Here is a 25,118-nt window from a genome sequence, read left to right as displayed (position 1 = left end):
AGCTGCGCGAGACTGGGAAAATGGCCTCCTCCCTCAAGGTCCTCATCCTGGAGGACGACCCGGCGATCGGGGAAATCCAGGTGGCCATGCTCGGCGCGCTCGGCTACGTCGCCGTCCTGGCCCGGCACGGCGGCGCGGCGCTCGACGCCTGCCGCGCGCACCGGGACCAGGGGGAACCCTTCCAGCTCGCCCTCCTGGACCTGACGATCGAAGGGGGGCTGGGGGGCCGGGAAATCGTCCCGAAGCTCAAGGAGCTCGACGCGGCGCTCCGCCTCATCGCCTGCAGCGGCTTCTGCGAGGAGACGCTCAACGCCCAACTGCTGCGGGAGGGCTTCGCCGACGTCTTGGCCAAGCCGTTCCGCCCGCAGGAGTTGGCGGCGGTTTTGGAAAAGAACCGGCCTTAAGCCTAAGGCCTAGGCGCCGATGGCCTTCTTAAGCGGCCCCAGGATCTTTTCCGCCAGGACGGGCAGCCGCTCCCCTTCCTTCGCCTCCAGCAGGAGGCGCACCTTCGGCTCCGTGCCGGAGTAGCGCAGGAACGCGCGGCCCTGCGCGCCCATCTCCGCCTCCACGGCGGCCAGGGCGGCGCCGACCTCCGGCAGGTCGGAGAAGGGGACGCGCTCCCGCACCTTCACGTTGACCAGGAGCTGCGGATATTTTTTCAGCACGGCGCGCAGCGCGCTCAGGGGCTTGCCCGTCTCCCGCATGACGCGCAGGAGCTGGAGGGCGGAGAGGAGGCCGTCCCCGGTGGTGGCGTGGGCCGCGCAGATCATGTGGCCGGAGGGCTCGCCGCCCAGGACCAGGCCCTTCTCCCGCATGAGCTCGAGCACCGCGCGGTCGCCCACCGCGCTGCGGTGGACCGCCGCCCCGTGGGCGGCGAACAGCTCGTCGAGCGCCAGGTTGCTCATGACGGTGGCGGCGATCCCGCCGCCGTCCAGCGCCCCCGCGCGGAGCAGGTGAAGGCCGACGACCGCCAGCACCTCGTCCCCGTCCAGAGCGGCGCCCGTCTCGTCGCAGGCGATGAGGCGGTCGGCGTCGCCGTCATGGGAGAGGCCGAAGTCGGCCTTGTGCTCCCGCACCAGGGCCTCGACGACCTCCGGGTGGGTGCTGCCGCAGCCGGCGTTGATGTTCACCCCGTCCGGGCGGTCATGAAAGACGAGGACTTCCGCGCCGAGGGCGCGGAGCGCGGCGGGCGTGGTCTGGAAGGCGGCCCCGTTGGCCGCGTCGACGACGATGCGCGTCCCGGCCAGGGAGAGCCCGGCGGGCCAGGAGGCCAGCACCGCTTTCACGTAGAGGTCGGCCGCGTCGCCGCGCGGATTGACCCGGCCCAGGGCGGCCCCGTCCGGCCGGGGCGCGGCGGGCGGCTCGGGAGAAAGGAGCGCGGCCTCGATGCGGGCTTCCAGCGCGTCGTCGCACTTGTAGCCGCTGGCCTGGAAGATCTTGATCCCGTTGTCCTCGTACGGGTTGTGGGAGGCGGAGAGGACGATCCCTGCCGTGGCGGAGAGGGAGCGGGCGAGGGTGGCGACGGCGGGCGTCGGCACGACGCCCAGCGGGATCACCTCCGCCCCGGCGGAGAGGAGCCCGGCGGCCAGCGCCGCCTCCAGCATGGGGCCGGAGAGGCGGGTGTCCCGCCCGATGAGGACGCGCGCGCGCCCCTCCGGGCCGGGAAAGAGTTCCCCCACCAGGACGCCGAGGCGGCAGGCCACCTCCGGCGTGATCGGGTAGTGGTTGGCGCGCCCCCGGATCCCGTCGGTCCCGAAGAGTTTCATGGCGTGGCGGCGGGGACGTGGGGCGCCGGGGCCGCGGCGGGGCCCGCCGCGGGAAGCGGGGTGACGTCCTCCGGCTTCACCACGGTGCCGGAGAGGATCTGGTCGAAGGTGCCGGGGTCGATCGACTCCTTCACGAAGGCCCAGATGAGGATGCCCAGGATGAGGGAGATCAGCTTTTGCCGCCAGTTCGTGAAGAGGAGATGGTGAAGGGAAGGCATGGCGCTACAGGAGGATGCGGGTCAGCTCGGCGCGGAGGCCGTCGGGGGAGAGCGGGCGGATCAGGTTGCCCCGGTGGGCCAGGGCGATGGTGCCGGTCTCCTCCGAGAGGACGACGACGACGGCGTCGGTCTCTTCCGAAAGGCCCAGGGCGGCGCGGTGGCGCAGGCCCAGGGCGCGGTCGAGGTGCTCCTTCTGCGTGAGGGGGAAGATGGCCGCCGCGACGACCACCTCGCTCCCGCGGATGATGACGCCACCGTCGTGCAGCGGGGTCTTCGGGTAGAAGAGGGTGGCCAGGAGGTCGGCGCTCACGGCGGAGCGCAGCTCGGTGCCGGTGGAGCGGCCGGGGGCGAAGACGTCGTCCCCCTCGATGGCGATGAGCGCGCCCAGGCGCTCCCGCTGGAGGATCTCCAGCGCGTTGACGATGTGCTCGATCACCTCGCTCTGCTGGCGGGTGCCGGAGAGGACGGGGCGGGTGCCCAGCTCGGCCAGGATCTGCCGCAGCTCCGGCTGGAAAAGGACGACGACGCCGATGAAGAAGGAGGGAGAGAAGAGGTCAAGGATCCGGCTCACCACGGAAAGGTGGAGGAAGTGGGAGACGGCGATCAGGGTGACCAAAAGGATGGTCAGCCCGGTGAGGACCCGCGCGCCGCGCGTGCCGTGGAAGAGCTTCCAAATGTAATAGATGGCCGTCGAGATGATGAGGATCTCGATCAGCCAGCTCGGTTGGAAGTGGGGCCAGTTCATGCGACGCTAGGGAGCGGTTGCCAGGGCCTCGACCAGGAGGGAGTTCGCGCGGGCGGCTTGCACATCGTGCGTCCGCCAGAGGTGCGCCCCCTGCCAGGCGGCCCACGCCTCCGCCACGCCCGTGGATAGCGGCAACGCGGCCTCCCCCGCAATCCTTTTCAGGAACGACTTGCGCGAAAGTCCGACCAGGACCGGCCGCCCCACCGCGGCGACCTCCCCGAGCCTCCGCAAAAGGGCCAAATTGTGCTCCGCCGTCTTGGCGAAGCCGAAGCCCGGATCGCAGGCGACCTGCGCCGGATCGAGGCCCCGGCGGGCCCCTTCCGCGAGCCCCTCCCGCAGGAAGGCGGTGACCTCCGCCGCCACGTTCCCGTAGACGGCCAGCGCCTGCATCGTCCGCGGCGTGCCCCGCGCGTGCATGAGGACGTAGCCCGCGCCGGTCCGGGCGGCCAGGGCCTGCAGCTCCGGCCGGGCGGCCACGTCGTTGACGATCTCCGCCCCGCGCTCCAGCGCCCCGGCGGCGACCGCCTCCTTCGTCGTGTCGACGGAGAGGGGGACGGCGAGCCTTCCGGCCAAAGCCTCCAGGACGGGGAAGAGGCGGCGGCACTCCTCCGCCTCCGGCACCGGCTCCGCGCCGGGGCGGGTCGACTCGGCACCGATGTCGATCAGGTCGGCCCCCTCCGCCTCCATCTCCAGGGCGCGGGCGGCGGCCTTTTCCGGGTCGAGCCAGCGGCCCCCGTCGGAAAAGGAGTCCGGCGTCACGTTGAGGATGCCCATGACCAGGGGCCGCGTCCCAAAGGAGAGGACGCGCCGGGAGGTCTTCCAGGAAAGGCCGGGCACCCGGAAAACTTATTTTGAAACGGCCGGGCCGCCAACTCGGTTCTTTCTTTTTCCCGGCAAGGGGCGAAACTGGCTTTCCCGGTATGGCTTCCTCCGCCCTCACCGAAGACGACATCGCCGCCCTGCGGGAGACCTGGCACGCCCACGGCGCCGATGTGCGGGACTACCTTTGGACCCTCCAAGGCCGCAAGGACCCCGCCGCGCTCCGCGCCCCGCTCCACGCCGCCTTCCTCCGCTACGCGGCGCTCCTGAAGCCGCCCGCCGACACGGCGGCCACCCTCTTCCGCTTCGCCCGGGAGGCGGCGAAGGCCCCCTCCAAGCCAAACCAGGAAGAGCTGCTGGCCCTCAAATTCCGCCACGGCCTCTCCCTGAAGCAGATCGGCGACCTCTTCGACTGGAAGCCGGAACAAGTCGCCGAGCGGTTCCACGCCGCCGTCCGCGCCTACAAGCCCCAGCCGGAACCCGCGGCCGCCGCCCGATGAAACCGGCGGACAACCCCCTCCTGACGGCCCACGCCGTCGAAACCCTCCCCCCCGCGCAGCAAGCCCGGATCGACGGCCTCCTGGCCGCCTCCCCGGAAGCCCGCGCCGCCCTGGACCACATCGAGGACCAGGTGGAGGCGATCCGCCAGGCGCAAAAATCCGCGCCCCAGCCCCCGCCGCCCGCGCCGGGAGACGACCTCTTCGCCCCGGAGCACCGCCCCGCGCTGGCCGCCGTGCGGAAGAAAGAGGAAAAGAAGCGCCGGGCCGCCCTCTGGTGGTGGGGCGGCGGCGTCGCCCTGGCCGCCCTGCTGGCCGTGGCCGCTTACGAATATTTGGAGAAGAAAGAGGCGGAGCCCCTTTCCCCCCTGGTAAAGGGCCGCCCCGGCCCCGACCACGCCGCCGCCGCGCCCGCGATTCCCGCGCCGCCGCTGCCGGACCGGCCCGACACCCCGCCCGACGCCGCCCCACCCGAAGACAGCGCCGGCGCGCCCATCCGGCAAGCGCCGCCGCCCCATCCCGCCTTTACCCCCCGGCCCCCCGCCGGCGGGCCGCCCTCCTCCCGGCCCCCGCACTTCCCCCCCCGCGCCGCCGGGGGTCCCGGCGCCGCCGCGCCGCCTCCCGCTCCCCCCCGCCCCGCGCCGCCCTTTCCGAGCGAGACCACGCCCGCCGCCTCCGACGAAAACATCTCCCCCTCCCTGCCCAACACCGGGCCGCAGGAACGCCGCCTTACCCCCGGCCCGCTCCGCCCCGCGCCGGAAAACGGCGGCGGCCCGGGCTTCTCCCTGCCCGAATTCGGCACCTCCTCCGCCGCGCCGCCGCCCTCCCCCGCGGCCGACGGCGGCATCGACGAGGACGGCCCCGGCTTCCAATCGGCCGACTTCGGCGGCGACCTGGCCGACCAACGCGCGCCGCTCCCCCTGGCCCTCCTGAGCAAGGAAGAGGAATCGCCGCTCGACCCTTCCCGGCGCCTCCTCCTCGTCGCCCTCCTGCCGGTCGACGCCGCGCAGACCCGCCGCCCCCCGGCCAACCTGGTCTTCCTCGTCGACGACTCGATCTCCATGGGCGGCCCCGACCGCCTCCCCATGTTCCTCCAGGCCTTCAGCCGCTTCCTGGACCGGCTCCAGCCGGACGATCGCGTCGCCCTCGTCGTCTACGCGGGGGACTCCGCGCTCCTCCTCCCCTCCACGGCGGCGCAGGACAAGCAGGCAATCTTGGCCGGCTTCTCCCGCCTGGCCGCCGTGGCCACCGGGCGGCCCGGCGCCAGCCTCCAGATCGCCTACGACATCGCGCGGGCCAACTTCGTCCGCGACGCCAGCGGCAACCCCGGCCTCAACCGCGTCATCGCCGTCAGCGACGGGGACCTGAACCTGGGCGTCGGCGAAGCGGGCGGCCTCTACGACTACGTCTCCCGCCACACCCAGGACGGCATCACCCTGAGCGTCCTGGGCGTCGGCCGGGAATTCGTCCTGGGGGAAAAAGCGCGGAAGCTCGTCCGCACCGGCAAGGGCCGCGCCAGCGCCACCCACTCCGTCTCCGCCATCGAGCTGGCCCTGGACCGGGAGGTCGCCGCTCCGCCCGCCGCCTCCCTGCGCGACCTAAAGCTGGAACTGGCCCTGGCTCCCGGCGGCACCTACCGCCTCCTGGGCTTCCAGAACGGCCTGCCCCGCGCGGGCAGCGGCCTGCCCACACAGCCCGGGCAGGGCGTCGTCGCCGTCTTCGAATTGGGCGGGGCGGCGGGCGGCTCCGCCGCCCCCGCCGAGATGAAGCTCCACTACCACCGCGCCCTTCCCCCCGGCTCCCCGGACGAAACGCTGACGCGGGTGGCCGGACAGGAATCGGCCTCGCCCCCGGCCGCCGCGCGCACCTTCGACGAGGAAATCGCGGGCTGGGAGGCCCGCCTGGCCCAAATCCCCAAGGGCTCCGCGCCCAGCGCGCCCGCCCCCGCCGCGCCCGCGCCAACCCCCAGCCCCGAAGCCGCCGCGACGGAAGGCGCCGAGGTCAACCCCAACGCCGTGCGGGAATTCCAGAAAAACGCGGCGGGATGGATCGAGCCGCCGCCGCCGAAAGCCGGGACTAATTGATCCAGCGGGTCGGCGCGGGGCCGCGGTCGGCCTCGGCCATGACCTGCTCCGCCCGGCGGAAGGGGGCCTCGTCCTCCGCGACAGGCTCAAACCGCTCCCGCGCGTAACGGTCATCCTCGACCGTCTCCCCCTGGAGAACCACGGGCGTGTCGATCCGCCCCTCCTGGCCGACGCGGCAGCGGGAGAGCCACGCGCCGCCCGAAACCTCGCCCCCCTCCACGCGGGCCTGCAAAAGGACCGTGCCGGGACCGGCGACCGTGGCGCCGACCAGGCGGGAATCCTCCACCCACGCGCCGCTTAAAACCTGGGAATGGATGACGTCCGTGGCCAGGACCTTGCCCCCCTGAATACGGGAATGCTGGACCTCCATCAGCCGGACCCCACCGCGCGGATGCTGGCCGGAGACATAGGCGCCGCCCTCGATCGGCACGTCACCCGTGGTGACCACGCCGGGGCCGACGAGGACGCCTTCCCCCAGCGCGGTGCCGGGGCCGATCGCCGTCCCCTCGCCAAAAACCGCCGCTTCTTCGTCCAGGAACGCGCCCGCGTCGACCCGCGCGCCGGGCCCCACCCAGCCGCCCAGGAGCACCTGTCCGTCGATGACGTTGACGTGCCGCTTCCAAACGGCTTCCTCGCCCGCCTGGTCGTGGCCCGTCCGCTCGATGATCCGGTCCCGCAACTCCTGGAAATCCATTAGAGGAGCCCCTCCTCCTCCAGCTCGTCGAGGCGCTGCTCGTCGTGGTCGCCCACGATCTCCGTGACGTGGGGCAGCTCCAGCAGAACGTCGAGGGGGAGGGTCAAATCGGGGTCGGGCATGCCGCTGGTCTCCATCGCGCGGCGGTCCTGCGTCAGATAGACCCAGGTGAACTCCCCTTGTTGAAGGACGCGGAACTGGAGCGCATCGGACGCCCACATCACGTCGGCCGGGCTCTTCACCGCCAGGGTGAATCCGGGGCCGCTGCCCGTGTGTGGAGCCACCTGCTCCAGGGACTCGAAGCGGTTGAGCCACGATTCGACGCACTCGGAAATGAGCGCGCGGTTGAGCGGCTTGGCAAAAACGGCGACATAGCCCTGGCTGATCATGGCGGCTATTCTAGGGACAATCGCCCGTTCCGACAAGGCGCGGGGCTACTCCCGGTCCCGGCCCCGTTCTTCCCGCGCCGGAAAAGGCGCCGCCGCCCGCCGCGCCGCGCGGAAGACGCCCGGCTCGATCCGGCGGGGGCTGAGCCGCACCGCCTCGTCGAAAATCGGGCCGATGTCGACTTTCTCCCGCCCCTCGGGCGAGACGTGCCGCCACAGGCCGGCCATCTCCCCCACTCGGCCCGCCCATAATTCCGGCACGAAAAGTTTCTTCAGGTGGCCGTTGGTTTCCGCGAAGCGCAGGGGGCTCCACACGTTCGCGTTGCGCTCCTTCACCAGGAACGGCGCGGCGGTCAGCCCTTCCCCCGCCAGCCGCAGCACGGCGGCGTAGGTGTCGAAATAGCCCTGGGCCGCCGCGGTGTGGAGCGGGGTGTAGCCGCTGGTGTCCGTGACGTTGAGTTCCGCCTGGGAAAGCCCCTGGCGCTGCGGCCCCAGCATCGCGGCGACCCGCAGCAAATCGCTGCGCCCCGACACGGCGTGGAGCGGCGTCCAGCCGTCCCCGCTGGGGGTAAGGAAATCGGCGATCGTGAAGTGGTCCCCTTTGGGGAGCGCGGCGGCCACCTGGTCTAGATGCCCGGTGAGCCCCGCCTCATGGAGCGGCGTCCACCCCTTGCGGTCTTCGCTGTCATCCGGGATGAGAAAGTGCCGGGAGGTCAAAGCATAGCGCCGCGCAAAGCGGGCCAGCTCGCCTTTGTTGAAGGCGTTTTCCAACATTTTCCCCGCCTCCGGGGTCAGGGACAGCGGCTCTTTCCGAAACCAGCTCATCGGCCCTCCCGCTCCCTGCCCTGCGCCGTCGGCAGGGGCATTTCGGCGCGCGCGGCCGCCCGGAAGAGTTCCGGCGAGACGCGGCGGCGGCTGAGCAGCGCCGCCGCGTGCAGAAGCCGGTCGAGATCGGACTGCTGCCGCCCTTCTTCCGAAACGTGCCGCGCCAGCTCCGCCATTTCCGCAACCCCCCCCGCCCAGAGTTCCGGCGCGAAGAGGCTTTCCAAATGGCAATGTTGTTCCGCCTCATGAAGGGCCGTGCGCTTGAACATGCGGCAGGGCTGCAAAAAGGGCGCCGCGGAAAAGCCCTCGCCCACCGCGCGCAGCACGGCGGCGCAGGAGGCGTAATCCCCCAGGCTGCTCCCCGTGTAGTGAAGGACAGTTCTGCCGGTGATGCTGGTGGCCAGCAGTTGCTCCATGGTAAAGCCCTGCTGGCCGGCGGGAAGGAGGGCCGCGACCCTTGCGAGGTTTCCGTGCACCGCCGCGGCGTGGATCGGCCTCGCCGACGCGCCGGTCTGCGTCAGAAAATCTGCGGCGGAGAACCGGGCGCCGTCGCGGAGCGGAGAAAAAGGCGAGTCGGCCAAAAGGCGCAGCGCCTCCCGGTCCTTGGCGGCGTCGTGCAAGGGAGTCCATCCCCGATCTTCCGGCCCGTCCACGTCGGGATTGGGGATAAGGAAGTGGGCCGGCGTCAGGCTTTCGTGCGCCTGCATAAAAAGGCTCAGCCGCGCTTCCTTGATCGCGGCGGAGAGCTGGTGGGCGACTTCCAGCGTCAATGGCAGCGGGCCTTGTTCCTTGTGAAAGCGTTTCATGGACGGCGCTCTCCCGCCTTCCAGCTCTCCGCCCCCGTGAGGGGGAGCGCCGCCCGGGCCGCGCCGCGGAACGCGGCGGGCTCGATTCTCCGGCGGCCGATGAGCAGCGTTTCATGCAACACGCGGTCGAGATCGACTTGCCGCCGTCCTTCTTCCGAAACGTGCCGCGTCAATTCCATCAGCTCCGCAGTCCGGCCCGCCCACAATGCCGGCACGAAGAGCGTGCGCAGGCAACCCGACTCTTCCGCGAGTTGCAAAGGCGTCTTTTTGTTCGAGCCGGGCATCAAGAGGGGCGCCGCGGCAGGCCCTTCTCCTGCCATTTTCAGGACCGCGACGTAGGAGGCGAACTCGCCCCTCTGCGCGGCGGCATGAAGGGGGGTGTAGCGCAGATTCGTCGTGAAAACGGTCAGCTCTTCCTGCGAAAACCCTTTCTTTTCCGGCCCCAAAAGCGCGGCGGCCGCCTCCAGCCTTCCCTGCCCCGCCGCGGGATGAAGGGGCGTGGTTCCTCCCTGGAAAGCCCCCCGGTGAAAGTCGGCAAGGGTGAGCCAATCCTGCGCCGGAGAAAGGATCGAGGCCATCCAAGGGAACAGCCCGTAGATCGCCGCCTTGTGCAGCGGCGTGCATTCCTCATGGCTCGGGATGAGAAAGTGCCGGGAGGTGAGCCGGCTCCCCAAATCCTTCAGCACCTCCACCTTCCCTTTCTGCATCGCGTCGCAAAGCAGGGATCCGATCTGCGGGGTCAGCGGCAACGGTGTTTGGTCCGGCGCGTTCATCGCCGCACCTCCCGGGTGGGAATCTCCGGCAGGCCCGGCAGCGCCGCCCGCGCCGCCCCGTGAAACACGGCGGGCTCGATCCGGCGGCGGCTGAGGAGCGCCGTCTCGTTCAGCACGCGCTCGAGGTCGAGCTGCCGCCTCCCCTCCTCGGAAACGTGCCGCCACAGCTCCATCATTTCCGTCAGGCGGCCCGCCCAATGTTCCGGGGCGAAGAGTTTCTCCAAGCGCTGCCACTTTTCCGCCACGTTCAGGGGTGTCCGCGCGGGATTGTCCCGTTCCGGGATCAAAAAGGGCGCGGCGGTCAGCCCTTCCCCCGCCAGACGGAGAACCGCCACGTAGGAGGCCAGCTCGTCCGTGGCGACCGCCTCGTGCAGGGGCGTGGCCCCCAGGTCCGAGGTGAAGACGTTCAACTGCGCCTGGGTCAGGCCCTTCGCCTCCGGCCCCAGGAGGGCGGCGGCGTCCGGCAGGCACCCCTTCCCCGCGGCGTAATGGAGGGGGGTGGCGTCGCTGCCCGCCCGCGCATGCAGGTCGGCCAGGGTGAACCAATCCTGCGCCGGGCCCGTCACCTGGACGATGGACGGGAGGCGTCCCAGACGCGCCGCCTCGTGCAGCGGGGTCCAGCCGGTCTTGTCCGGCAGGAGAAAATGCCGGGAGGTCACGGCCCACTGCCTCGCCAAGGCGCCGAGATCCTGCCCGGTGCGCAGCATCTCGCCGAGCCGCTGGCCGACTTCCCAGGTCATGGGCAGGGGGGTGCGCGACGTCATAGATAGGGTACATTCGGCTATTTTCTCCCCGCGCCGGGAGAAAAAGGGCGAATTTTAAAGAGAGAAAGCGCGCGCTAGCTGGCGCGTTCGAGCTTCCAAGGATGGATGACCGTTTCCGGCATCTTTTCCCCGCCGTAGACGTAGCGGGCCAGGGGGACGGGGCCCCGCTTCAATTCTTCCTTAAAGGTGCGGCCCGCCACCTGGTCCGCACCCAGCCGGATCTCCGCATAGGAGATGGGCCGGGGAGGACCGGCATAGCGGTCATTGTCGATGAACTCGTTGACCCGCTGAAGGTTGGGACGATCGACCCGGGCGCCCTTCTCCACCACGCAATCGATGACGCGCGCCCCGCCCGCCACCTGGCAGGAGCCGGTAAGGGTGGAGTGGTGGGCGGTGGTGTGGCGGCCGGTCAGGCTGGACCCGTCCTCAATAATGGAGGCGACCGCCTCCGCGCCGCCGCCGACGTGGGAGCCCTCCCGCACCAGCGTGCCGCGCACCCAGGTGTCTGGGCCGGTGATGGTGCTGGCGTCGACGCCGGTGCCGAAGAGGGTGGCGCCGGAGATCTCCGAGCGGTCGATGCCGGAAGCGTTGATCTTCGCCCCGGTCACGGTCGAGTCGCGCAAATGGGTGTGGTCCAGGGGCCAGCCCGTCTGCTGGGTGTGGAGGGGGAGGCCCTGCTTGTCCTGGTCCCAGCTGTAGCCGCAGACGTGGGAGTCGACGATGTCGACCTTCCCGTCCGCCACCACCCCCGGGCCGACGATGGACCGGCCCCGGACGCGCGTCTCCTTGGAAAGAGAGACGCCCCGGCCGAAGACGATGGCCTCCGCCTCAACGACGGAGCCGGGATAGAGAACGCATTGGTTATGGACCCAGCCGCCGACGGAGCCGTCCGGGTTGGGGTGGCGATGCCACTGCCACCGATCTCCGGCAAGATCGTCGCCGTATTCGCTTAACCCCTTCAGGCGGCCCCGGATCTCTTCAAATTCCATGTTGGAAATCGTTTAGAACCGATTCGGAATGCCCGGTACTATTGCTGTAATCTGAAAGTTTGCAAACGAAATGGTTAAGGAAATGAGGGTTTGTACGTTTTTTCTTTGTAAAATGCCTTGTCTCCGCGCGCCGCCCCTGCCATCTTCTCCGGCCCACGACAATTTAGGACAAGCATATGAAACGGACCTATCAGCCTTCCAAGAAGCGGCGCGTGCGCCAGTACGGCTTTCTGAGCCGCACCCGTACCAAGTCTGGCCGCGCCATCCTGAGCCGCCGCCGCCGCAAGGGACGCGTCCGCCTGGTCCCCGTCGGCGCGGACCAGAAGTTTGCCCGCCACACCCAGGCCTAGTTCCAGGAAGAAGCTGCCGCGGCGCCGCATCCTGCGCGCCCGGCGCTTCCTGGACGCCGCCTTCTCCCGGGGAGAGGCCCGCCGGATCACCGGCGCCGCCCTTTCCCTCCTTATCCTGAAACGGGAAGATCCAGCGGCTTCCGCGCCCGGCGCGGAGGAAGTCGCCTTCCTCGTCCCCAAGAAACTGGGCTGCGCGGCGGTGCGCAACCGGATCCGCCGCCGGATGCGGGAAGCCTACCGCCTCCACTTCGAGCCCGAGCGGGAACGCCGCCTTCTTTGGCTGGCCAAGGCTCCCGCCGTCCGGCTTGAATTTCCCGGCCTCCTGGCCGCCATGAAAGACCTGCATGCCCGCAGTCTCTGACCTCTTCGCCCGCGCCCTTTGCGCGCTCATCGAGGGCTACCGCCGCTTCCTAAGCCCGCTCAAGGCCCTCGTCGGCGCGGGCGCCTCCTGCCGCTACACCCCCACCTGCTCCGCCTACGCCCAGCAGGCCATCCGCCTTCACGGCCCCGCGCGCGGCGCCCTCCTGGGCGCGCGCCGCATCTGCCGCTGCCATCCCTGGGGCGGCGGCGGACACGATCCCGTCCCCTCCCTCTACCCCTCCTAATCTTATGAACGACACCTCTCCCAAGCCGAACTGGCTCGCCGTCGGCCTTTCCCTGGCGCTCATCGTCGGCTGGCTTCTCTACTCCTCCTACCGCTGGCCCACGCCGCAGCCCCCGGCCAAGCCCGCCGCCCGCGCGGAAGCCGCGGCGCAAAAACCGGCCGCCTCCGCTCCGGCAATTGCCCCCAGCCTCAAGTCCGCGCCCAAAAACACGGCGCCGGAGACCCGCACCGCCCTGGCCAACGGAAACCTGCGCGCCATCTTCACCTCCCGCGGCGGCGGCGTGGCCCGCATCGACCTCCTCCAGCACGCGGCGCAGAAGAACGCCGACCCCGTCGTCCTCAACGGCGGCGCGGACGACATCACCCCCGTTTTCAGCCTGACCGGCTGGGACGCCGCGCCCGCCGCGTACGCGCAGTCCTCCGACGCGCAGTCGGTCACCTACACCCGCACGCTTCCCGGCGGCCTCCGCCTGGAGCGCCGCTACACCCTGGCCCCCGGCGACGGCTACCAGATCGAGCTGGAACAGAAGATCACCAACCCCGGCGCGCAGGCCGTCACCCTGCCGGAATACGGCATGGAAATCGGCGCCGCCCTGCCCCTCTACGACGGCGACCTGCCGCAGACCGTCAGCGCCAACTGGGCCCAGGACGAGGGCAAGCGCTACGGCCGCGTCAACCCGGGCGAGTTCAACCCCTCCAACGGCTTTCTAAGCTTCGGCGCCCACCCCGCGCGCGACGCCGTCTCCAGCCCGGAAAAGGAAACCGACCTGCGCTGGGCGGCGGTGAAAAACCGCTTCTTCGCCCTCGTCGTCGTCCCCCCCGCCGACCGGCCCATCTCCTCCGTCGTCGGCCGCCCCGTCACCGTCTTCCCCCCCGGCGTCGACGCGGGCGTCTTCCGCCCCGCCACCGGCATCCAGGCGGAAGCCCGCTTCGCCCCCCTCACGCTGGCCGCCGGGGAAACCCGCACGGAACACTACGTCCTCTACGCCGGCCCCAAGGAGCACGGCCGCCTGGCCGCCCTGGGCCACGGCGCGGGAGAGCTGATGGAATTCGGCTTCTGGAGCTGGGTCGCCATCCCGCTCATGAGCATCCTGGAAGCCCTCCACCACGTCATCCCCAACTACGGCTGGGTCATCGTCTTCCTGACCCTGGCGCTGAAAATCATCTTCTGGCCCCTCCAGTCCGCCGCCAACCACAGCATGAAGCAGATGCAGGCCCTGGCGCCGAAACAGAAAGAACTTTCCGAGAAATACAAGAGCGACCCCCAGCGCATGCAGATGGAAGTCATGAAGCTCTACAAGGAATACGGAGTCAACCCCGTCGGCGGCTGCCTGCCCGTCCTCATCCAGATCCCCATCTTCTTCGGCTTCTACACCATGCTGCAGAGCGCGGTGCAGTTCCGCCACCAGTCCTGGCTCTGGGTCCACGACCTGGTGAAACCGGACACCATCGCCCTCCTGCCCGGCCTGCACCTGCCGGTCAACCCCCTGCCCATCATCATGGCCGTCAGCCAGTGGGTCGTCATGAAGATGACGCCGCAGGCCACCGAAAACCCGCAGATGAAAATCATGCAATTCATGCCCCTGGTCATGCTGGTCCTCTTCTACAACTTCGCCGCCGCGCTGGCCCTCTACTGGACAGTTAACAACCTCGTCACCGCCGTGCAGACCTACCACAACCTGCGCAAACCCATCCCGCTGCTGCACCGCATCAAAAAGAAAAAGAAGTCGTAAGCCGCCCTGCGCGCGGGCAGGATAAGGGGACACGATTTTTATGAGCACCGTACAGGAAGGGCAAAGTCCGCGGGAAGTCCTGGAACTGATGCTGGGTCACCTCGGCCTCGTCTTTGAGATCGAGGAGAGCCACGACACCGCGCGCGACCGCGTGCTGCTGAACATCCGCACGCGCGAGCCCGCGCGCCTCATCGGGCGCGACGGGCGCACCGTCGACGACCTGCAATACCTCCTCAACCGGATGATCGACCGGGGAGAGGGGGACGGCGGCCGCATCGTCGTCGACGTCGAGGGCTACCGGCAGAAGGAAGAGCACGAATTTCTGGAGCAGATCCGCGTCCGGGCCGAGCGCGTCCGCCAGACCGGCGAGACCGAGACCCTGCCCCCCATGAACGCCTACGAGCGGTGGACCGTGCACCAGGCCTTCAAAGACGACCCCGAAGTGGCCACCCGCAGCGTGGAAATGCCCGGCGGCCGCCTGAAGCAGGTCGTGATCGAGCGGCGGTAACGCCGCAAATCGCGCGCGGCCTCTTCCCATTGCGGGTGCTGAAAGGCAAAGCCCTCCCGCAACAGCCGTCCCGGCACCACATAGCGGCTTTTCAGGACCAGCTCCGTCTCCGTCCTCAGAAAGAACGCCGCAATCTCCAGCATCCAGGCGGACGCAGGCAGGCCGAAAGGAACGCCCCAAGCCCGGCGCAGTCCCCGCATGAACGAAGCGTTCGACAGGGGTTGGGGGGCGGCGAGGTTGACGCAGCCGGAAAGCCCCCCGTTTTCTATCAGCCAATAAACCGCCCGGACAAAGTCGTCCCCGTGAATCCACGAGACGTATTGCTTTCCGTCGCCCGAGCGTCCCCCCAGCCCCAGGCGGACCAGCCAGGACAACAGGTTAAACGGGCCGCCGGCCCCGGGCGTCATGACAATGGCCGAGCGCAGCAAAACCACGCGGGTTTTCGGCAGCGGCCCCGCCTCCTCTACCGCTTTTTCCCAAGACGTGGCCACATCGATGCTGAAGTTCCACGTTTCGGGAACCCCCGGCTCGCCGCCGCCCAAAAGCCCGTCCTCCTCATTGGCGGCGTCGTAGCGGTGGGCGTAAATCGTCGCCGTGCTGGCTTGCAGCCAAACGGCGGGGGGACGCGCGGCACCGGCGATCGCCAGGCCGACCGCCCGGACCGAATCCACCCGGGAGTCTTTGATCTCCCGCCGGTTCTCCGGGCCGTAACGGCAATTGACGCTCCGACCCGCCAGATTGATCACGGCGTCCGCCCCCTCCAGCTCCCCGGCCCACGCCCCGACGGTCCGGCCGTCCCAAGCCACCACCCGCCAGGGGGCCGGCCGAACCCGCCGGCTCAAGACGACGACCTCATGCCCGTCGCGATGAAGGGCGCGGGCCAGCAGCGTCCCCACCTGGCCCGTGCCGCCGGGAAGAACGATTTTCATCGGAGGGCCGGACTAAGCCGGGGTGGTTTCCGAGAGGGCCTTGATATGATTCAGCACGCGCAGATGGATGCGGTGGATGATGAAGTCGCTCCAGAGCTCCCAGTAATTCACGGGCCAGATCCGGTTCGTGTACCACGTCGTCCCTTCCAGCCGCGTGCGGTTTCCCGCCAGCGGCACCAGGCGAAGCTCCCCGTGCTTTGAAACGATGTAGCCGTCCAAGTGGGGTGGGTGGATGTGCGCATACGGAGTCAGCTCATCCAGCGGCTCCGGCTGATGCGTCACAGAAAACGCCAGAAGGCGCGGCGGGTCCCATTTTTGGACGGGCTCGACAAATTCTCCCGTCGAGAAAATGCAGTGGCGCACGGCGCCGACGCCGCACCCGTCGATCCGGGCGTGCGTGGGATAGGCGATGCCGGTGTGGAAAAGCCACTCCCGCTTTTCCGGAATCGCCGAAAAGGCGACGACGTTCGGCCAAACCTTTTCCGGCGGCGCGTCGATATCGACCTGGGAGCTCACCTGCAAGACGGGCGGTTCCAAATCGATCCAGCTCTCCATGCCCATGAACAACGGCGTCGCGGCAAGGATCGCCGCCGCGACCACGGGAGAGACGCGGGCGTGCCTCGCCTTCTGGATCGCATAACCGACAAGGCCCCCGGCCAGCGCCAAAACCAGCGCGATCGGCGCCGCCATGAGAAGACAAATCAGGCCCTCAAACGGAATGGCAAACAAAGCCGCGCCAATAAAAACCACCGGCAGCACCGCCACCCTAAGGCTCGCTCCCAGGCCCCTGGGCCACCGGTAATTGTAGATCAGCACCGATGTCAGTCCGAGCTCGAACGGAAGCGCAACGAAAAGGCCCGAGCCGTAGTTGTGCAGCACCTTCACGCCCAGCACCACCAGTCCGGTCCCCACCAGGCCGACGATCCCGATGCTGCCCAGGGCTCCCGTCAGCCAATCCCATCCCCCCGGCAACGGCGGAGGGACGCTGCTCGCCCTCTCAGCGGAGCGGGGAGGAAGAAGGCTGAGCAAAAGGAAAAACAGCAGATTCACCGCCGGCACGAAGAACAGAAGGCAAAGCCCCCCATGAAGCCCCGCCGACTTGAGCCGCTTCCACGTCAGCGCGAGCCCCATGAAAAGGAACGGAAGCGCAGTGAGGAGAAGCGCCAAATAAAACCCCTGCTCCGAAACGCCCACGGCATCGATCGACGCGCTGGCATGCGGCTTCACATAGCTCGACATCTGCCACGTGCGCCTAAAACCAACCCAGGCAATCACGCGATCCAGATTGTACTTCACCGCAATGAGAATGAACCCTTGCGAGAAATAGGCCCACCGCCCGATTGGAGCGGCCAGCCAGTTCTTGATACCTTCCACCATAGTGACCTCCTTTTTGGGTTACCCTTACCCCGCGTAACGCCGGGGCGAAAAATTCAGCTCTTCTTTTTCCCAAGGAACTTCAAAGCCAGAGACATAAGGATCCCCCGCTCCGTGCGCGAGACGCGCTCCATCACCGCCTCAGCCAAGCCGATGAACTCGCCGAGCGCCTTGACCTGTTTATGGAAGGCCGCCGCCTGCTCCCCCTTCAGGGAGCGCGTCTTGGCCTCGCACGCGCGCAGCACCCCGGCCACCGGCTCGATCTCCCGGCGCTTTCTGCCCCGGGTGATGGTGCAAAACATTTTCCAGACATCCTTCTCCGACTCGAAGTATTCCTTCCGCTCCCCCTTGCGGAGCACCGTCCGAATCAGCCCCCAATCGATGAGCTCTTTGAGGTTTTGATGCGCGTTGCCCCGGCTGATCTTCAGCTCGGCCATCACCTCGTCCGTGGTGAGGGGCCGCTCGCTGGTCATGAGCAGAGCGTGGATCTGGGCCATGGTGCGGTTGATCCCCCAGGCGCTCCCCATCGCCCCCCAATGGGCGATGAATTCATCCCTGGCTTCAACGAGAGCGGGGTCCAGAGCCGCATCCATATTTTCAATATTTACTGAAAATTCAATATTTGTCAAGACCTCTCGCCGCGGCGGGCGGGGCTACAGCTTGAAGAGGAGGACCTCGCCGCCTTCGCATCCGGCGGCCAGGGCGGCGCCGTCGGGCTTCCAGGCCAGGCGGTGCGGGATGCTCTCCGGCACGGCGCGCATGCCGACGGGGTCGTCCTTGCCGATCTGCCAGATGAAGATGAGCTGGTCCCGGCCCGACGACGCCACGCGGCTCTCGTCGGTCGGATGCGCGGCCAGGGCCGCCACCGCTTCCGAGTGGGCCATCCACTCCTGCGGCGCGCTCCCCTCCGGGCCCGCGCCCCGGAAGTCCCAGCAGACCACGTTCGGCCCGCCGCCGGTGGAGAGGGACTGCCCCCCCTTGTGCCAGGCCAGCTCGCGGACCTTGCCCGCGTAGCCCGCCATGCGGAGCGATTCGTCGGTGCCGACCTTCCAGACCTCGACGCTGGCGTCGCCCGTGCCGGCGGCGACCCATTCCGCTTCCCACGACTCGGGCCGCCAGGCGGCGGCCAAAAAGGAGGTGCCCCACGCCTTCGCGGCGACGGGCTGCGCCTCGCCCGCCTTCCAGACGGAGAGCGCGCCGAAGCCGCCGACCACCAGCTCCGGCTCCCTCGGATGCCAGGCCAGGGCGGCAGGCGTCGCCTTTTCGAACGGCGTCACCCGGCCAACCTCGGTCCCGTTGGCGTGGTAGAAGAGGACTTCCTTTCCGGAGGTGAAGGCCAGCGTCCCGTCGGCCGCCCAGGCGCCGTGCTCGCTCCAGCGGCGGCGTTCCTGGAATAGGGTGACGATCGGCGCGCCGGTGTCGGCATGCCAGAGTTTCACCGCGCCGTCCTGGCCGCCGGTGGCCAGGAGCGGCTCCGCCGGATGAAAGGCGAGCCAAAGCGCGCCCGCCGGATGGGCGTCTTCCCGGATCCAGCGGGGCTTACCCGTCTGGCCGTCCAGGACGGCGACCTCCCCCGCCAGCGTGGCGGCGGCCAGGGTGTGCCCGTGCGGCGCCCATTGGAGGGCGTGGACGCAATCGGCCCCGGCCCATTTCCAATGGGGGGGGCGGGCCTTCGACAGTTTTTGCAGGGCGGGGGCGGGCTCGGCCATCGCTCGTTACGCTTTGCAGGCCAGGACGCCTTTTTCCAGGGCGGCGCGGTCCAGGTTCTTGCCGATGAAGACGACGCGGCTCTTGCGCGCGCGGTCGCCCCACGGCTTGCCGGGGCGGCCGTCGAGGAGCATGTGGACGCCCTGGAAGACGAATTCCTCCGCCTTGTCGGCGAAGCTGACGATGCCCTTGAAGCGGTAAAGGTCGGCCCCCTTGTCCCGCAGGAGCGCGCCGATCCAGGCCTCGAACGCGCCGAGTTTCAGGTCGCCCGGCACCTCGATGCCGACGGAGCCGATGCCGTGCTCGTGCTCATGGGTGTGGCCATGGCCGTGCCCGTGGCCGCCGTGGGGATTGTCCGGGCCGAAGCCGTGGCCCTCGGCGGGGGCGACGAGCTTGCCCTTTTCCGTGGTGACGCGCGCGCCGGTTTCCTGCGGGCCGTGCTCGGTGAAGAGGGCGTAGCCGCCCGCCTGCGGCACGCGCAGGGTGAAGGCGGTGTCGCCTTCGGCCAGGGAAAGGATGCTCGGCGTTTCCTCCACGTTGAGGACGCCGCCCGCCGCGACCGGCTCCGGCGCTTTCTCAAAAAGATGCTCCGCCTCGTGCTCGGCGACGTGGAGGCCGCGATGGCTCACCTCCTTCACGGGGAAGAAGGCCACCGTCTGGCTCTCCTCGCCTTCCGGGGCCTGGAGGACGTAGCGGTATTCCCCCGCCTCCAGGTTGTAGAGGCCGCCCCAGCGGAAGGCGGGCTCTTTTTCAAAGAGGGCGGGATCGACCTCCACCGCCTTGTCCAAGTTGAACGCGCCGACGCCGATCACCTTGTCCAGGCCGATCTCCGCGTTGCGCGTCCGCTCGATCTTGGCCACGGCGTTGATGGCGTGGATCCGCCCTTCCAGCGCGGCCAGCTCCTCGGCGGAGACCAGGTCGGTCTTGTTGAGGAGGATGACGTCGGCGAAGGCGACCTGGCGGCGGCACTCCTCGCTCGAGTCGAGGTGGAGGAGGAGGTGCTTCGAATCGACCAGGGTGACCACCGCGTCGACGCGGAGCTGCTCCCGCATCTCGGCGTCCATGAAGAAGGTCTGGATGACCGGGCCGGGATCGGCCAGGCCGGTCGTCTCGATGAGGATGGCGTCGAACTTCTGCTTCCGCTTCAGCAGCGTGTTGAGGACGCGGATCAGGTCCCCCCGGACGGTGCAGCAGAGGCAGCCGTTGTTCATCTCGAAGATCTCCTCGTCGCTGGAGACGACCAGGTCGTGGTCGATGCCGATCTCGCCGAATTCGTTCTCGATGACGGCGATCTTCTTGCCGTGCTGCCCGGTGAGGATGCGGTTGAGAAGGGTCGTCTTTCCGGCGCCGAGGAAGCCGGTGATGATGGTGACGGGAACGGGGGTGGCCATAGGGGTGAAAAAGGGGAGCGTCATCCTCCCCCCGATCGGCACGGAAAGCAAGCGACCCTTGCAAACGGCATGCATATCCTGCAGGCTGCTTGCATGCGGCGCGCCCTCCTTCTTTTTCTTCTGCTTTTTCCGGCTTGGGCGGACGCCGCGCCGCTGCGGGTCGTCGCCTCCTTCCTCCCGCTCTACGCGGCGGCGCAGAGCATCGGCAGCGGCCGGGCGGAGGTGGCCGACCTGGGAGTGGGAGGCGCCGATCCCCATGACTTTTCCCCCAAGCCGAGCGACCTGAAGAAGATCGCCCAGGCCGATCTGCTGGTGGTCAACGGCCTCGGCCTCGAAAGCTGGCTGGAGCCGACGGTGAAGGAAGTCGGCGCGGGGAAGCTGGTCGTCGTCGATGCCAGCGCCGGATTCGATTATCTTCCCAATCCCCATACGCTCGTCATTCCGGAGCCGATGATCCTGGGCGATTTTCCGAATGGAGGCAGGATACATGTCGAAAAGCCCGAGACGAACGCCCCCGTCCCCGCCTCGCCCGCCAATGTAAATCCCCACGTCTGGCTCGACCCGCTCCTCCACGCCCGCCAAGCCCAAGCGATCGCTGCCGCGATGGAAAAGGCCGACCCTGCCAACGCCGCTTTTTACCACGCCAATCTCCAGGCTTATTTGGCCCGGGTTTGGGCGCTCGACGAAAAGTTCAAGGCCCTCTTCGCCGCGCTCCCGGCGGGAGAAAAGAACCTGGTCACCTTCCACGACGCCTTCCCCTACTTCGCCGCGCGCTACGGCCTCCATTACCTCGGCTCGGTCGAGGAATTCCCGGAGAAGGCCCCCTCCCCGCGCCAGCTGGAGCGGTTGACCGACCTGATCCGGAAAAACCGCGTCGGCGTCCTCTTCGCGGAGGAAGGCTACGAGCCGAAGCTCCTGCAGACCCTCGCCGCCCAGACCGGCGCGCGCGTCGCCCAGCTCGACACGCTGGAGGTGGGCCCGCCCGCGGCCGACGCCTACTTCGTCCGGATGGAGGCAAACCTCGACGCGCTGCGCAAAGCGTGGGAAAAGACCTCCCCATGAGCGACGGATGTCCCGACTGCGGCGGCCACTCCCACGGCGCGCCGCTGCCCCGCCGCGCCGCCCCGGCCCGCCCCCTGGTCCGCCTGCGCGGCGCGGGCGTCCGCCACGGGGAAAACTGGGCCGTCCACGGCATCGACCTCGACGTCGGGACGGGGGAGATCGTCGCCCTCATCGGCCCGAACGGCGCGGGAAAGAGCACGCTCCTCCGCGCGCTGGCCGGTCTCCAGCCCCTCACCCAGGGCGCGATCGAATGGGCGGAGGGCAAGCCGCTCCCCCTGGGCTACGTGCCGCAGCAGCCCGCGCTCGACCGGCGGCTCCCCATCTCCGTGGAGGAATTTCTCCGCCTCAAGCTCCGGCGGGAGCGCGGCTGGTCCTGGCTGCGGCGGCCGGACGCCGCCCTCCGCGCGGAGACGCGCGCCGCGCTCGACGCCCTGGGCGTCGGCCACCTGGAGGCGCGCCGCCTGGGCGCCCTCTCCGGCGGGGAATTGCAGCGGGTCCTCATCGCCTACGCGCTCCTGGGCCGCCCGCGCCTGCTTCTTTTGGACGAGCCGATGACCGGCATCGACGTGGCGGGCGGCAAGGCCTTCGAGGAGCTGCTCGACGCCGTGCGGCGGGAGCGGGACCTGGCCGTCCTCATGGTGACGCACGACCTCCACCGCGTCGGCGCGCTGGCCGACGTCGTCGTCTGCCTCAACTGCCACCTCTGCGCCGCGGGCGCGCCCGCCGAGGTGCTGCAGGAGCACATCCTCTCCGGCATCTACGCCCACCCGCAAGGGGGGACGGCCCCCCTTGGATTCCCCCGCTAGTTTCATGGACTTCTGGCACTATCCCTTTCTCCGCAACGCCTTCCTGGCCGCGCTCCTCCTGGGCCCGGCCTGCGGGCTCCTGGGCGTCTTCGTCACGCTGCGCGGGATGGCCTTCTTTTCCGACGCGATCGCCCACGCCGCGCTGACCGGCGTCGCCCTGGCGCTGCTCCTCCAGCAATGCCTCGGCACCCACGTCGACCTCCTGGCCGTGGTCCTCACCTTCAGCCTGGGGCTCTCCGCCGCCATGGCCCACCTGCTCAACCGCACCCATCTGCGGAGCGACACGGTGATCGCCTTTTCCTTCACGGGAAGCGTCGCCCTCGGCGTCCTCCTCATCAGCAAGCTGGGCCAATACCGCCTGCTCGACGGGGTTCTCTTCGGCGATATCTACGCCAACGCGCCGCGCGACCTCCTGGCCCAGGCGGGGCTGGCGGCGGGGCTCTTCGCCTTCTTCGGCTGGAATCTGCGCCCCTATCTGTTGACGCTGGTCGAGCCCGACCTGGCCCGCGTCGAGGGGGCGAACCTGGAGCGGCTCAACCTCGTCTTCGCCCTCCTGGTCGGCGCGACGGTCACCCTTTGCCTGAAGATGCTCGGAACCCTGCTTCTCAGCGGGCTGATCGTGATTCCTCCGGCGGCGGCCAAGCTGGTGGCCCGCAACTTCCGGCAGATGATTTTTTACTCCGTGGGGCTCGGCCTCGTCGGCGCGGGAAGCGGCGTTCTCCTCTCCTACGCCTGCGATACCCCCACCGGCCCCACCCTGGTTTTAACCGACCTGGGGCTTCTCTTTCTTTGCTTTATTTTTCGACTTAAGTAATTCGATATTAATTACTTAGGTCTTCGTCTTCTTTTTTCTTGGCCGCGCGCTCGAGCTTTTGCTCGATCCCCCACAAAGTCAGCACATAGGCCAGGATCGCGGGCAAGACCGCCAGCAGTACCGACCCCAAAAGAACCGGCCAAAGGTGATAAGCCTCCTGCTTCCAGAGGGAGGGATGATGAAGAATATGGAGCATCTTCTCCGCCCGGAGCGGCTGCGGGGTGTGAAGCAGCCAGCTGCCGAACTGATAGCTGGCGTGGAGGTAGAAGGGATAGATCGGCAGCAGCAGCTCGTGCAGGGCGACGGCGGCGACGGCGGCGACCTTGTTCACCCGGCAGGCCCAGGCGGTCAAAAAGGTCAGGATCGTTTTGAAGCCGAAGAAGGGAGTGAACCCCCAGAAGACCCCGATGGCGACCCCGGCCGCGATCGACTTCTTATCGTCCTCCAGATGAATGATGGCGTGGATCTGGCCTTTGGTCCAACAGATGACTTTTCCAATCATGACGCGTTCTTTTCTCCTCGTTTCGACCAGACCATGAGTAGGGCAATGTCGCTCGGATTAATACCAGAAATGCGGGCCGCCTGGCCGAAGGTGCGGGGACGGATCGTCTTCAGCTTGTGGCGGGCCTCGGCCTTGAGGCCGTGGACTTGGTCGAAATCGAGCCAGGGCGGGATCGGCTTCTCCTCCCCTGCCTTGGCCTTGGCGATCTGGGCTTGCTCCCGCTCGACATAGCCGGCGTATTTGATGTCGGTCTCGATCTGGTGGGCGACGTCGATCGGCAGGCCGCGCCACGGCTCCGGCAGGTCCTGCCAGCTGAAGTCGGGTCGCTTGAGCCAGGAAGCCAGCGTAATCCGCTCTTTCTTGTTCTCTTCCAATCCGGCCCGGGCGGCGGCGATCTGCCGCTTTTTCTCTTGAACCCGCTCCAGGCGGAGCGGCGAGGCCAGGCCGATCCCGGCCCCCAGCTCGGTCAGCCGCAGATCGGCATTGTCCTGGCGGAGGAGGAGCCGGTGCTCGGCCCGGGAGGTGAACATCCGGTAAGGCTCCTGCGTCCCCTTCGTCACCAGGTCGTCGATCAGGACGCCGATGTAGGCCTGGTCCCGGCCCAGGATGACGGGGGGCTTCCCCTGGTTCTTCCGGGCGGCGTTGATCCCGGCGACCAGCCCCTGGGCGGCCGCCTCCTCATAGCCGGAGGTGCCGTTGATCTGCCCGGCAAAGAAGAGCCCTTCGACTTTTTTTGTCTCCAAGGAGGGGGAAAGCTGGGTCGGCGGGCAGAAATCGTATTCGACGGCGTAGCCCGCCCGGAGCATCTCCGCGTTCTCGAGGCCGGGGATCGACCGGATGAAGGCGTACTGGACCTCATAGGGCAGGGAGGTGGAGCACCCATTGATATAGTACTCCTCCGTATCCCGGCCCTCCGGTTCCAGGAAGATCTGGTGCCGCTCCTTGTCGGCAAAGCGGACGACCTTGTCCTCGATCGACGGACAGTAGCGGGGGCCCACCCCCTCGATCTGGCCGCAGTACATCGGCGACAGGTGGAGATTGGCCTTGATGATCTCGTGCGTCGCGGCAGAGGTATAGGTGATCCAGCAGGGCAGTTGTTCCACGTGGAACATTCCGTCCCGCATCCCGTTGAGGGTGAAAAGCCGTTCCGGCTTAATGGTATCGAAAACGTAAGAAAAAAGCGGGGGCGGCTCGTCGCCCGGTTGGGCCTGGCACTGGGAAAAGTCGATGCTCCGGCCATTGAGGCGGGGGGGCGTCCCGGTCTTCAGGCGGCCCAATTCGAACCCCAGATCCCGCAGGGAGTCGGAAAACCGGCTCGCCGCGTCGCCCATCCGGCCGCCGGGCTGGTTTTTGAGGCCGACGTGGAGGAGGCCCTGAAGGAAGGTCCCCGTGGTGACGATCACCGTCTTCCCCCGGTAGGTGACGCCGAATTGGGTCGTCACCCCGGTCACCCGGTCGTTCTCGACTTCCAGGGAGGCGATCTGCCCCTGCTTCAGGTCGAGGTGCTCCTGCCGTTCGCAGGTCGCTTTAATGCGGAATTGGTAGGCCTTTTTATCGCACTGGGCGCGGGGGGCGCGGACGCTGGGCCCCTTGGTGGCGTTGAGCATGCGGAACTGGATGCCCGTGGCGTCGGTATTGAGGCCCATCTCGCCCCCCAGGGCGTCGATTTCCCGGACCAGGTGGCCCTTGGCCAGGCCGCCGATCGCCGGATTGCACGACATCTGGCCGACCGTGTCCAGGTTCATGGTCAAAAGAAGGGTCCGGCACCCCATCCGGGAGGCCGCCAACGCCGCCTCCACCCCCGCATGGCCCGCCCCGACCACGATCACCTCATATTCTTTGGGATAAATCATAAGTATTTTTCCAAGAAAGACTTATGGAGTTGTTCCCAAATTACTCACAAAAATCGGGCGCAAATCGTTCCAGGCCAAAGATTTGTGTTGAAATGCGCGGCGTTGTGCAACATTGTGCA

General features: G+C 68.4%; 28 protein-coding genes and 1 pseudogene. 11 read left to right on the top strand and 18 right to left on the bottom strand.

Annotation, left to right across the window (positions count from 1 at the left end; translation table 11 throughout):
* The first annotated feature begins 20 nt into the window (after positions 1 to 20).
* The gene (locus PW734_03975; GenBank protein ID MDE1170357.1) at positions 21 to 404 is read left to right on the top strand and encodes a response regulator; all 384 of its coding nucleotides are present in this window, start codon (positions 21 to 23) and stop codon (positions 402 to 404) included.
* A 9-nt stretch (positions 405 to 413) separates the two neighbouring features.
* Here the strand turns inward: PW734_03975 and glmM are convergent, their stop codons facing one another.
* From glmM to folP, 4 genes are read right to left on the bottom strand one after another with little or no spacing between them, the layout of a single operon-like run.
* Positions 414 to 1,766 (bottom strand): phosphoglucosamine mutase, encoded by a 1,353-nt coding sequence (gene glmM / locus PW734_03970; GenBank protein ID MDE1170356.1) that lies wholly within the window; start codon positions 1,764 to 1,766, stop codon positions 414 to 416.
* Positions 1,763 to 1,984, bottom strand: coding sequence for a hypothetical protein (locus PW734_03965; protein ID MDE1170355.1), 222 nt, complete (start codon positions 1,982 to 1,984; stop codon positions 1,763 to 1,765). The genes glmM and PW734_03965 overlap by 4 nt, the downstream gene beginning before the upstream one ends.
* Before the next feature lie 4 nt (positions 1,985 to 1,988).
* Positions 1,989 to 2,729, bottom strand: coding sequence for a diadenylate cyclase CdaA (gene cdaA / locus PW734_03960; GenBank protein ID MDE1170354.1), 741 nt, complete (start codon positions 2,727 to 2,729; stop codon positions 1,989 to 1,991).
* 6 nt (positions 2,730 to 2,735) lie between these two features.
* On the bottom strand, positions 2,736 to 3,566 hold the full coding sequence (gene folP, locus PW734_03955; protein MDE1170353.1) for a dihydropteroate synthase: 831 nt from the start codon (positions 3,564 to 3,566) through the stop codon (positions 2,736 to 2,738).
* An 83-nt stretch (positions 3,567 to 3,649) separates the two neighbouring features.
* Between folP and PW734_03950 the strand changes: the two genes are divergently transcribed.
* Entirely contained in the window at positions 3,650 to 4,048 is a 399-nt protein-coding gene (locus tag PW734_03950) for a hypothetical protein (GenBank protein ID MDE1170352.1), read from the top strand.
* Complete coding sequence (locus tag PW734_03945; protein MDE1170351.1) at positions 4,045 to 6,129, top strand: VWA domain-containing protein; 2,085 nt, start codon at positions 4,045 to 4,047, stop codon at positions 6,127 to 6,129. Before PW734_03950 ends, PW734_03945 begins: the two co-directional genes overlap by 4 nt.
* On the opposite strand, the gene PW734_03940 is transcribed toward PW734_03945, so the two are convergent.
* The 7 genes from PW734_03940 to PW734_03910 all read right to left on the bottom strand — a co-directional run bounded on the left by PW734_03940 (position 6,122) and on the right by PW734_03910 (position 11,366).
* Positions 6,122 to 6,823: a hypothetical protein gene (locus PW734_03940; GenBank protein MDE1170350.1), complete on the bottom strand. Its 702-nt coding sequence runs from the start codon at positions 6,821 to 6,823 to the stop codon at positions 6,122 to 6,124. The genes PW734_03945 and PW734_03940 overlap by 8 nt on opposite strands.
* Positions 6,823 to 7,212, bottom strand: coding sequence for a hypothetical protein (locus PW734_03935; protein ID MDE1170349.1), 390 nt, complete (start codon positions 7,210 to 7,212; stop codon positions 6,823 to 6,825). The genes PW734_03940 and PW734_03935 overlap by 1 nt, the downstream gene beginning before the upstream one ends.
* Before the next feature lie 45 nt (positions 7,213 to 7,257).
* Positions 7,258 to 8,034 carry a hypothetical protein gene (locus tag PW734_03930; protein ID MDE1170348.1) on the bottom strand — a complete coding sequence of 259 codons (777 nt, stop codon included), beginning with the start codon at positions 8,032 to 8,034 and terminating at the stop codon, positions 7,258 to 7,260.
* Positions 8,031 to 8,840, bottom strand: a complete 810-nt coding sequence (locus PW734_03925; GenBank protein ID MDE1170347.1) for a hypothetical protein — start codon at positions 8,838 to 8,840, stop codon at positions 8,031 to 8,033. The genes PW734_03930 and PW734_03925 overlap by 4 nt, the downstream gene beginning before the upstream one ends.
* Positions 8,837 to 9,613, bottom strand: a complete 777-nt coding sequence (locus PW734_03920; protein MDE1170346.1) for a hypothetical protein — start codon at positions 9,611 to 9,613, stop codon at positions 8,837 to 8,839. Before PW734_03920 ends, PW734_03925 begins: the two co-directional genes overlap by 4 nt.
* The gene (locus tag PW734_03915; protein MDE1170345.1) at positions 9,610 to 10,377 is read right to left on the bottom strand and encodes an ankyrin repeat domain-containing protein; all 768 of its coding nucleotides are present in this window, start codon (positions 10,375 to 10,377) and stop codon (positions 9,610 to 9,612) included. The genes PW734_03920 and PW734_03915 overlap by 4 nt, the downstream gene beginning before the upstream one ends.
* A 74-nt stretch (positions 10,378 to 10,451) precedes the next feature.
* Positions 10,452 to 11,366 (bottom strand): hypothetical protein, encoded by a 915-nt coding sequence (locus PW734_03910; protein MDE1170344.1) that lies wholly within the window; start codon positions 11,364 to 11,366, stop codon positions 10,452 to 10,454.
* Positions 11,367 to 11,542: 176 nt separating this feature from the next.
* Between PW734_03910 and rpmH the strand changes: the two are divergent.
* The 5 genes and pseudogenes from rpmH (at position 11,543) to PW734_03885 (ending at position 14,561) form a co-directional block, all read left to right on the top strand.
* A pseudogene (gene rpmH, locus PW734_03905) lies at positions 11,543 to 11,659 on the top strand (50S ribosomal protein L34).
* 34 nt (positions 11,660 to 11,693) lie between these two features.
* Entirely contained in the window at positions 11,694 to 12,077 is a 384-nt protein-coding gene (locus PW734_03900) for a ribonuclease P protein component (protein ID MDE1170343.1), read from the top strand.
* The gene (gene yidD, locus PW734_03895) at positions 12,061 to 12,321 is read left to right on the top strand and encodes a membrane protein insertion efficiency factor YidD (GenBank protein ID MDE1170342.1); all 261 of its coding nucleotides are present in this window, start codon (positions 12,061 to 12,063) and stop codon (positions 12,319 to 12,321) included. The genes PW734_03900 and yidD overlap by 17 nt, the downstream gene beginning before the upstream one ends.
* Positions 12,322 to 12,325: 4 nt before the next feature.
* The gene (gene yidC / locus PW734_03890) at positions 12,326 to 14,053 is read left to right on the top strand and encodes a membrane protein insertase YidC (protein MDE1170341.1); all 1,728 of its coding nucleotides are present in this window, start codon (positions 12,326 to 12,328) and stop codon (positions 14,051 to 14,053) included.
* Between the two features lie 40 nt (positions 14,054 to 14,093).
* On the top strand, positions 14,094 to 14,561 hold the full coding sequence (locus tag PW734_03885) for a KH domain-containing protein (GenBank protein MDE1170340.1): 468 nt from the start codon (positions 14,094 to 14,096) through the stop codon (positions 14,559 to 14,561).
* Here PW734_03885 and PW734_03880 read toward each other — a convergent pair.
* Genes PW734_03880 through PW734_03860 form a run of 5 tightly spaced genes read right to left on the bottom strand, consistent with a single transcriptional unit; the run spans position 14,450 to position 19,962 of the window.
* Entirely contained in the window at positions 14,450 to 15,490 is a 1,041-nt protein-coding gene (locus tag PW734_03880) for a TIGR01777 family oxidoreductase (GenBank protein MDE1170339.1), read from the bottom strand. The genes PW734_03885 and PW734_03880 overlap by 112 nt on opposite strands.
* Before the next feature lie 12 nt (positions 15,491 to 15,502).
* Complete coding sequence (locus PW734_03875) at positions 15,503 to 16,867, bottom strand: SRPBCC family protein (protein MDE1170338.1); 1,365 nt, start codon at positions 16,865 to 16,867, stop codon at positions 15,503 to 15,505.
* A gap of 53 nt (positions 16,868 to 16,920) precedes the next feature.
* Entirely contained in the window at positions 16,921 to 17,457 is a 537-nt protein-coding gene (locus tag PW734_03870; protein MDE1170337.1) for a MarR family transcriptional regulator, read from the bottom strand.
* 60 nt (positions 17,458 to 17,517) lie between these two features.
* Positions 17,518 to 18,573 carry a WD40 repeat domain-containing protein gene (locus tag PW734_03865; protein MDE1170336.1) on the bottom strand — a complete coding sequence of 352 codons (1,056 nt, stop codon included), beginning with the start codon at positions 18,571 to 18,573 and terminating at the stop codon, positions 17,518 to 17,520.
* 6 nt (positions 18,574 to 18,579) lie between these two features.
* On the bottom strand, positions 18,580 to 19,962 hold the full coding sequence (locus tag PW734_03860; GenBank protein MDE1170335.1) for a GTP-binding protein: 1,383 nt from the start codon (positions 19,960 to 19,962) through the stop codon (positions 18,580 to 18,582).
* A 93-nt stretch (positions 19,963 to 20,055) separates the two neighbouring features.
* Here PW734_03860 and PW734_03855 point away from each other — a divergent pair, with 93 nt between their 5' ends.
* Genes PW734_03855 through PW734_03845 form a run of 3 tightly spaced genes read left to right on the top strand, consistent with a single transcriptional unit; the run spans position 20,056 to position 22,644 of the window.
* Positions 20,056 to 21,024, top strand: a complete 969-nt coding sequence (locus PW734_03855; GenBank protein MDE1170334.1) for a metal ABC transporter substrate-binding protein — start codon at positions 20,056 to 20,058, stop codon at positions 21,022 to 21,024.
* Positions 21,021 to 21,830 (top strand): metal ABC transporter ATP-binding protein, encoded by an 810-nt coding sequence (locus PW734_03850; protein MDE1170333.1) that lies wholly within the window; start codon positions 21,021 to 21,023, stop codon positions 21,828 to 21,830. Before PW734_03855 ends, PW734_03850 begins: the two co-directional genes overlap by 4 nt.
* 4 nt (positions 21,831 to 21,834) lie before the next feature.
* Positions 21,835 to 22,644: a metal ABC transporter permease gene (locus tag PW734_03845; protein MDE1170332.1), complete on the top strand. Its 810-nt coding sequence runs from the start codon at positions 21,835 to 21,837 to the stop codon at positions 22,642 to 22,644.
* Between the two features lie 7 nt (positions 22,645 to 22,651).
* Here the strand turns inward: PW734_03845 and PW734_03840 are convergent, their stop codons facing one another.
* Entirely contained in the window at positions 22,652 to 23,146 is a 495-nt protein-coding gene (locus tag PW734_03840) for a DUF2062 domain-containing protein (GenBank protein ID MDE1170331.1), read from the bottom strand.
* Positions 23,143 to 24,999 (bottom strand): tRNA uridine-5-carboxymethylaminomethyl(34) synthesis enzyme MnmG, encoded by a 1,857-nt coding sequence (gene mnmG / locus PW734_03835; protein MDE1170330.1) that lies wholly within the window; start codon positions 24,997 to 24,999, stop codon positions 23,143 to 23,145. The genes PW734_03840 and mnmG overlap by 4 nt, the downstream gene beginning before the upstream one ends.
* Positions 25,000 to 25,118: the final 119 nt, after the last annotated feature.

Origin of the sequence: Verrucomicrobium sp. (assembly GCA_028283855.1) — a bacterium.
In the GTDB taxonomy this organism is placed as follows: domain Bacteria; phylum Verrucomicrobiota; class Verrucomicrobiia; order Methylacidiphilales; family GAS474; genus GAS474.
Note: the sequence above shows the minus strand (reverse complement) of the source record. Positions and strands in the feature narration are given on the sequence as shown.

Coding starts and splice junctions, on each gene's coding strand:
- PW734_03920 (MDE1170346.1), bottom strand. CDS start 9,613: ATGAACGCGCCGGACCAAACACCGTTGCCGCTGACCCCGCAGATCGGA.
- PW734_03870 (MDE1170337.1), bottom strand. CDS start 17,457: ATGGATGCGGCTCTGGACCCCGCTCTCGTTGAAGCCAGGGATGAATTC.
- PW734_03950 (MDE1170352.1), top strand. CDS start 3,650: ATGGCTTCCTCCGCCCTCACCGAAGACGACATCGCCGCCCTGCGGGAG.
- yidC (MDE1170341.1), top strand. CDS start 12,326: ATGAACGACACCTCTCCCAAGCCGAACTGGCTCGCCGTCGGCCTTTCC.
- PW734_03845 (MDE1170332.1), top strand. CDS start 21,835: ATGGACTTCTGGCACTATCCCTTTCTCCGCAACGCCTTCCTGGCCGCG.
- PW734_03880 (MDE1170339.1), bottom strand. CDS start 15,490: ATGAAAATCGTTCTTCCCGGCGGCACGGGCCAGGTGGGGACGCTGCTG.
- cdaA (MDE1170354.1), bottom strand. CDS start 2,729: ATGAACTGGCCCCACTTCCAACCGAGCTGGCTGATCGAGATCCTCATC.
- PW734_03975 (MDE1170357.1), top strand. CDS start 21: ATGGCCTCCTCCCTCAAGGTCCTCATCCTGGAGGACGACCCGGCGATC.
- PW734_03940 (MDE1170350.1), bottom strand. CDS start 6,823: ATGGATTTCCAGGAGTTGCGGGACCGGATCATCGAGCGGACGGGCCAC.
- PW734_03875 (MDE1170338.1), bottom strand. CDS start 16,867: ATGGTGGAAGGTATCAAGAACTGGCTGGCCGCTCCAATCGGGCGGTGG.
- PW734_03925 (MDE1170347.1), bottom strand. CDS start 8,840: ATGAAACGCTTTCACAAGGAACAAGGCCCGCTGCCATTGACGCTGGAA.
- PW734_03885 (MDE1170340.1), top strand. CDS start 14,094: ATGAGCACCGTACAGGAAGGGCAAAGTCCGCGGGAAGTCCTGGAACTG.
- PW734_03915 (MDE1170345.1), bottom strand. CDS start 10,377: ATGACGTCGCGCACCCCCCTGCCCATGACCTGGGAAGTCGGCCAGCGG.
- mnmG (MDE1170330.1), bottom strand. CDS start 24,999: ATGATTTATCCCAAAGAATATGAGGTGATCGTGGTCGGGGCGGGCCAT.
- PW734_03855 (MDE1170334.1), top strand. CDS start 20,056: ATGCGGCGCGCCCTCCTTCTTTTTCTTCTGCTTTTTCCGGCTTGGGCG.
- PW734_03945 (MDE1170351.1), top strand. CDS start 4,045: ATGAAACCGGCGGACAACCCCCTCCTGACGGCCCACGCCGTCGAAACC.
- PW734_03865 (MDE1170336.1), bottom strand. CDS start 18,573: ATGGCCGAGCCCGCCCCCGCCCTGCAAAAACTGTCGAAGGCCCGCCCC.
- PW734_03910 (MDE1170344.1), bottom strand. CDS start 11,366: ATGGAATTTGAAGAGATCCGGGGCCGCCTGAAGGGGTTAAGCGAATAC.
- PW734_03860 (MDE1170335.1), bottom strand. CDS start 19,962: ATGGCCACCCCCGTTCCCGTCACCATCATCACCGGCTTCCTCGGCGCC.
- PW734_03935 (MDE1170349.1), bottom strand. CDS start 7,212: ATGATCAGCCAGGGCTATGTCGCCGTTTTTGCCAAGCCGCTCAACCGC.
- PW734_03840 (MDE1170331.1), bottom strand. CDS start 23,146: ATGATTGGAAAAGTCATCTGTTGGACCAAAGGCCAGATCCACGCCATC.
- PW734_03930 (MDE1170348.1), bottom strand. CDS start 8,034: ATGAGCTGGTTTCGGAAAGAGCCGCTGTCCCTGACCCCGGAGGCGGGG.
- PW734_03965 (MDE1170355.1), bottom strand. CDS start 1,984: ATGCCTTCCCTTCACCATCTCCTCTTCACGAACTGGCGGCAAAAGCTG.
- PW734_03850 (MDE1170333.1), top strand. CDS start 21,021: ATGAGCGACGGATGTCCCGACTGCGGCGGCCACTCCCACGGCGCGCCG.
- yidD (MDE1170342.1), top strand. CDS start 12,061: ATGCCCGCAGTCTCTGACCTCTTCGCCCGCGCCCTTTGCGCGCTCATC.
- glmM (MDE1170356.1), bottom strand. CDS start 1,766: ATGAAACTCTTCGGGACCGACGGGATCCGGGGGCGCGCCAACCACTAC.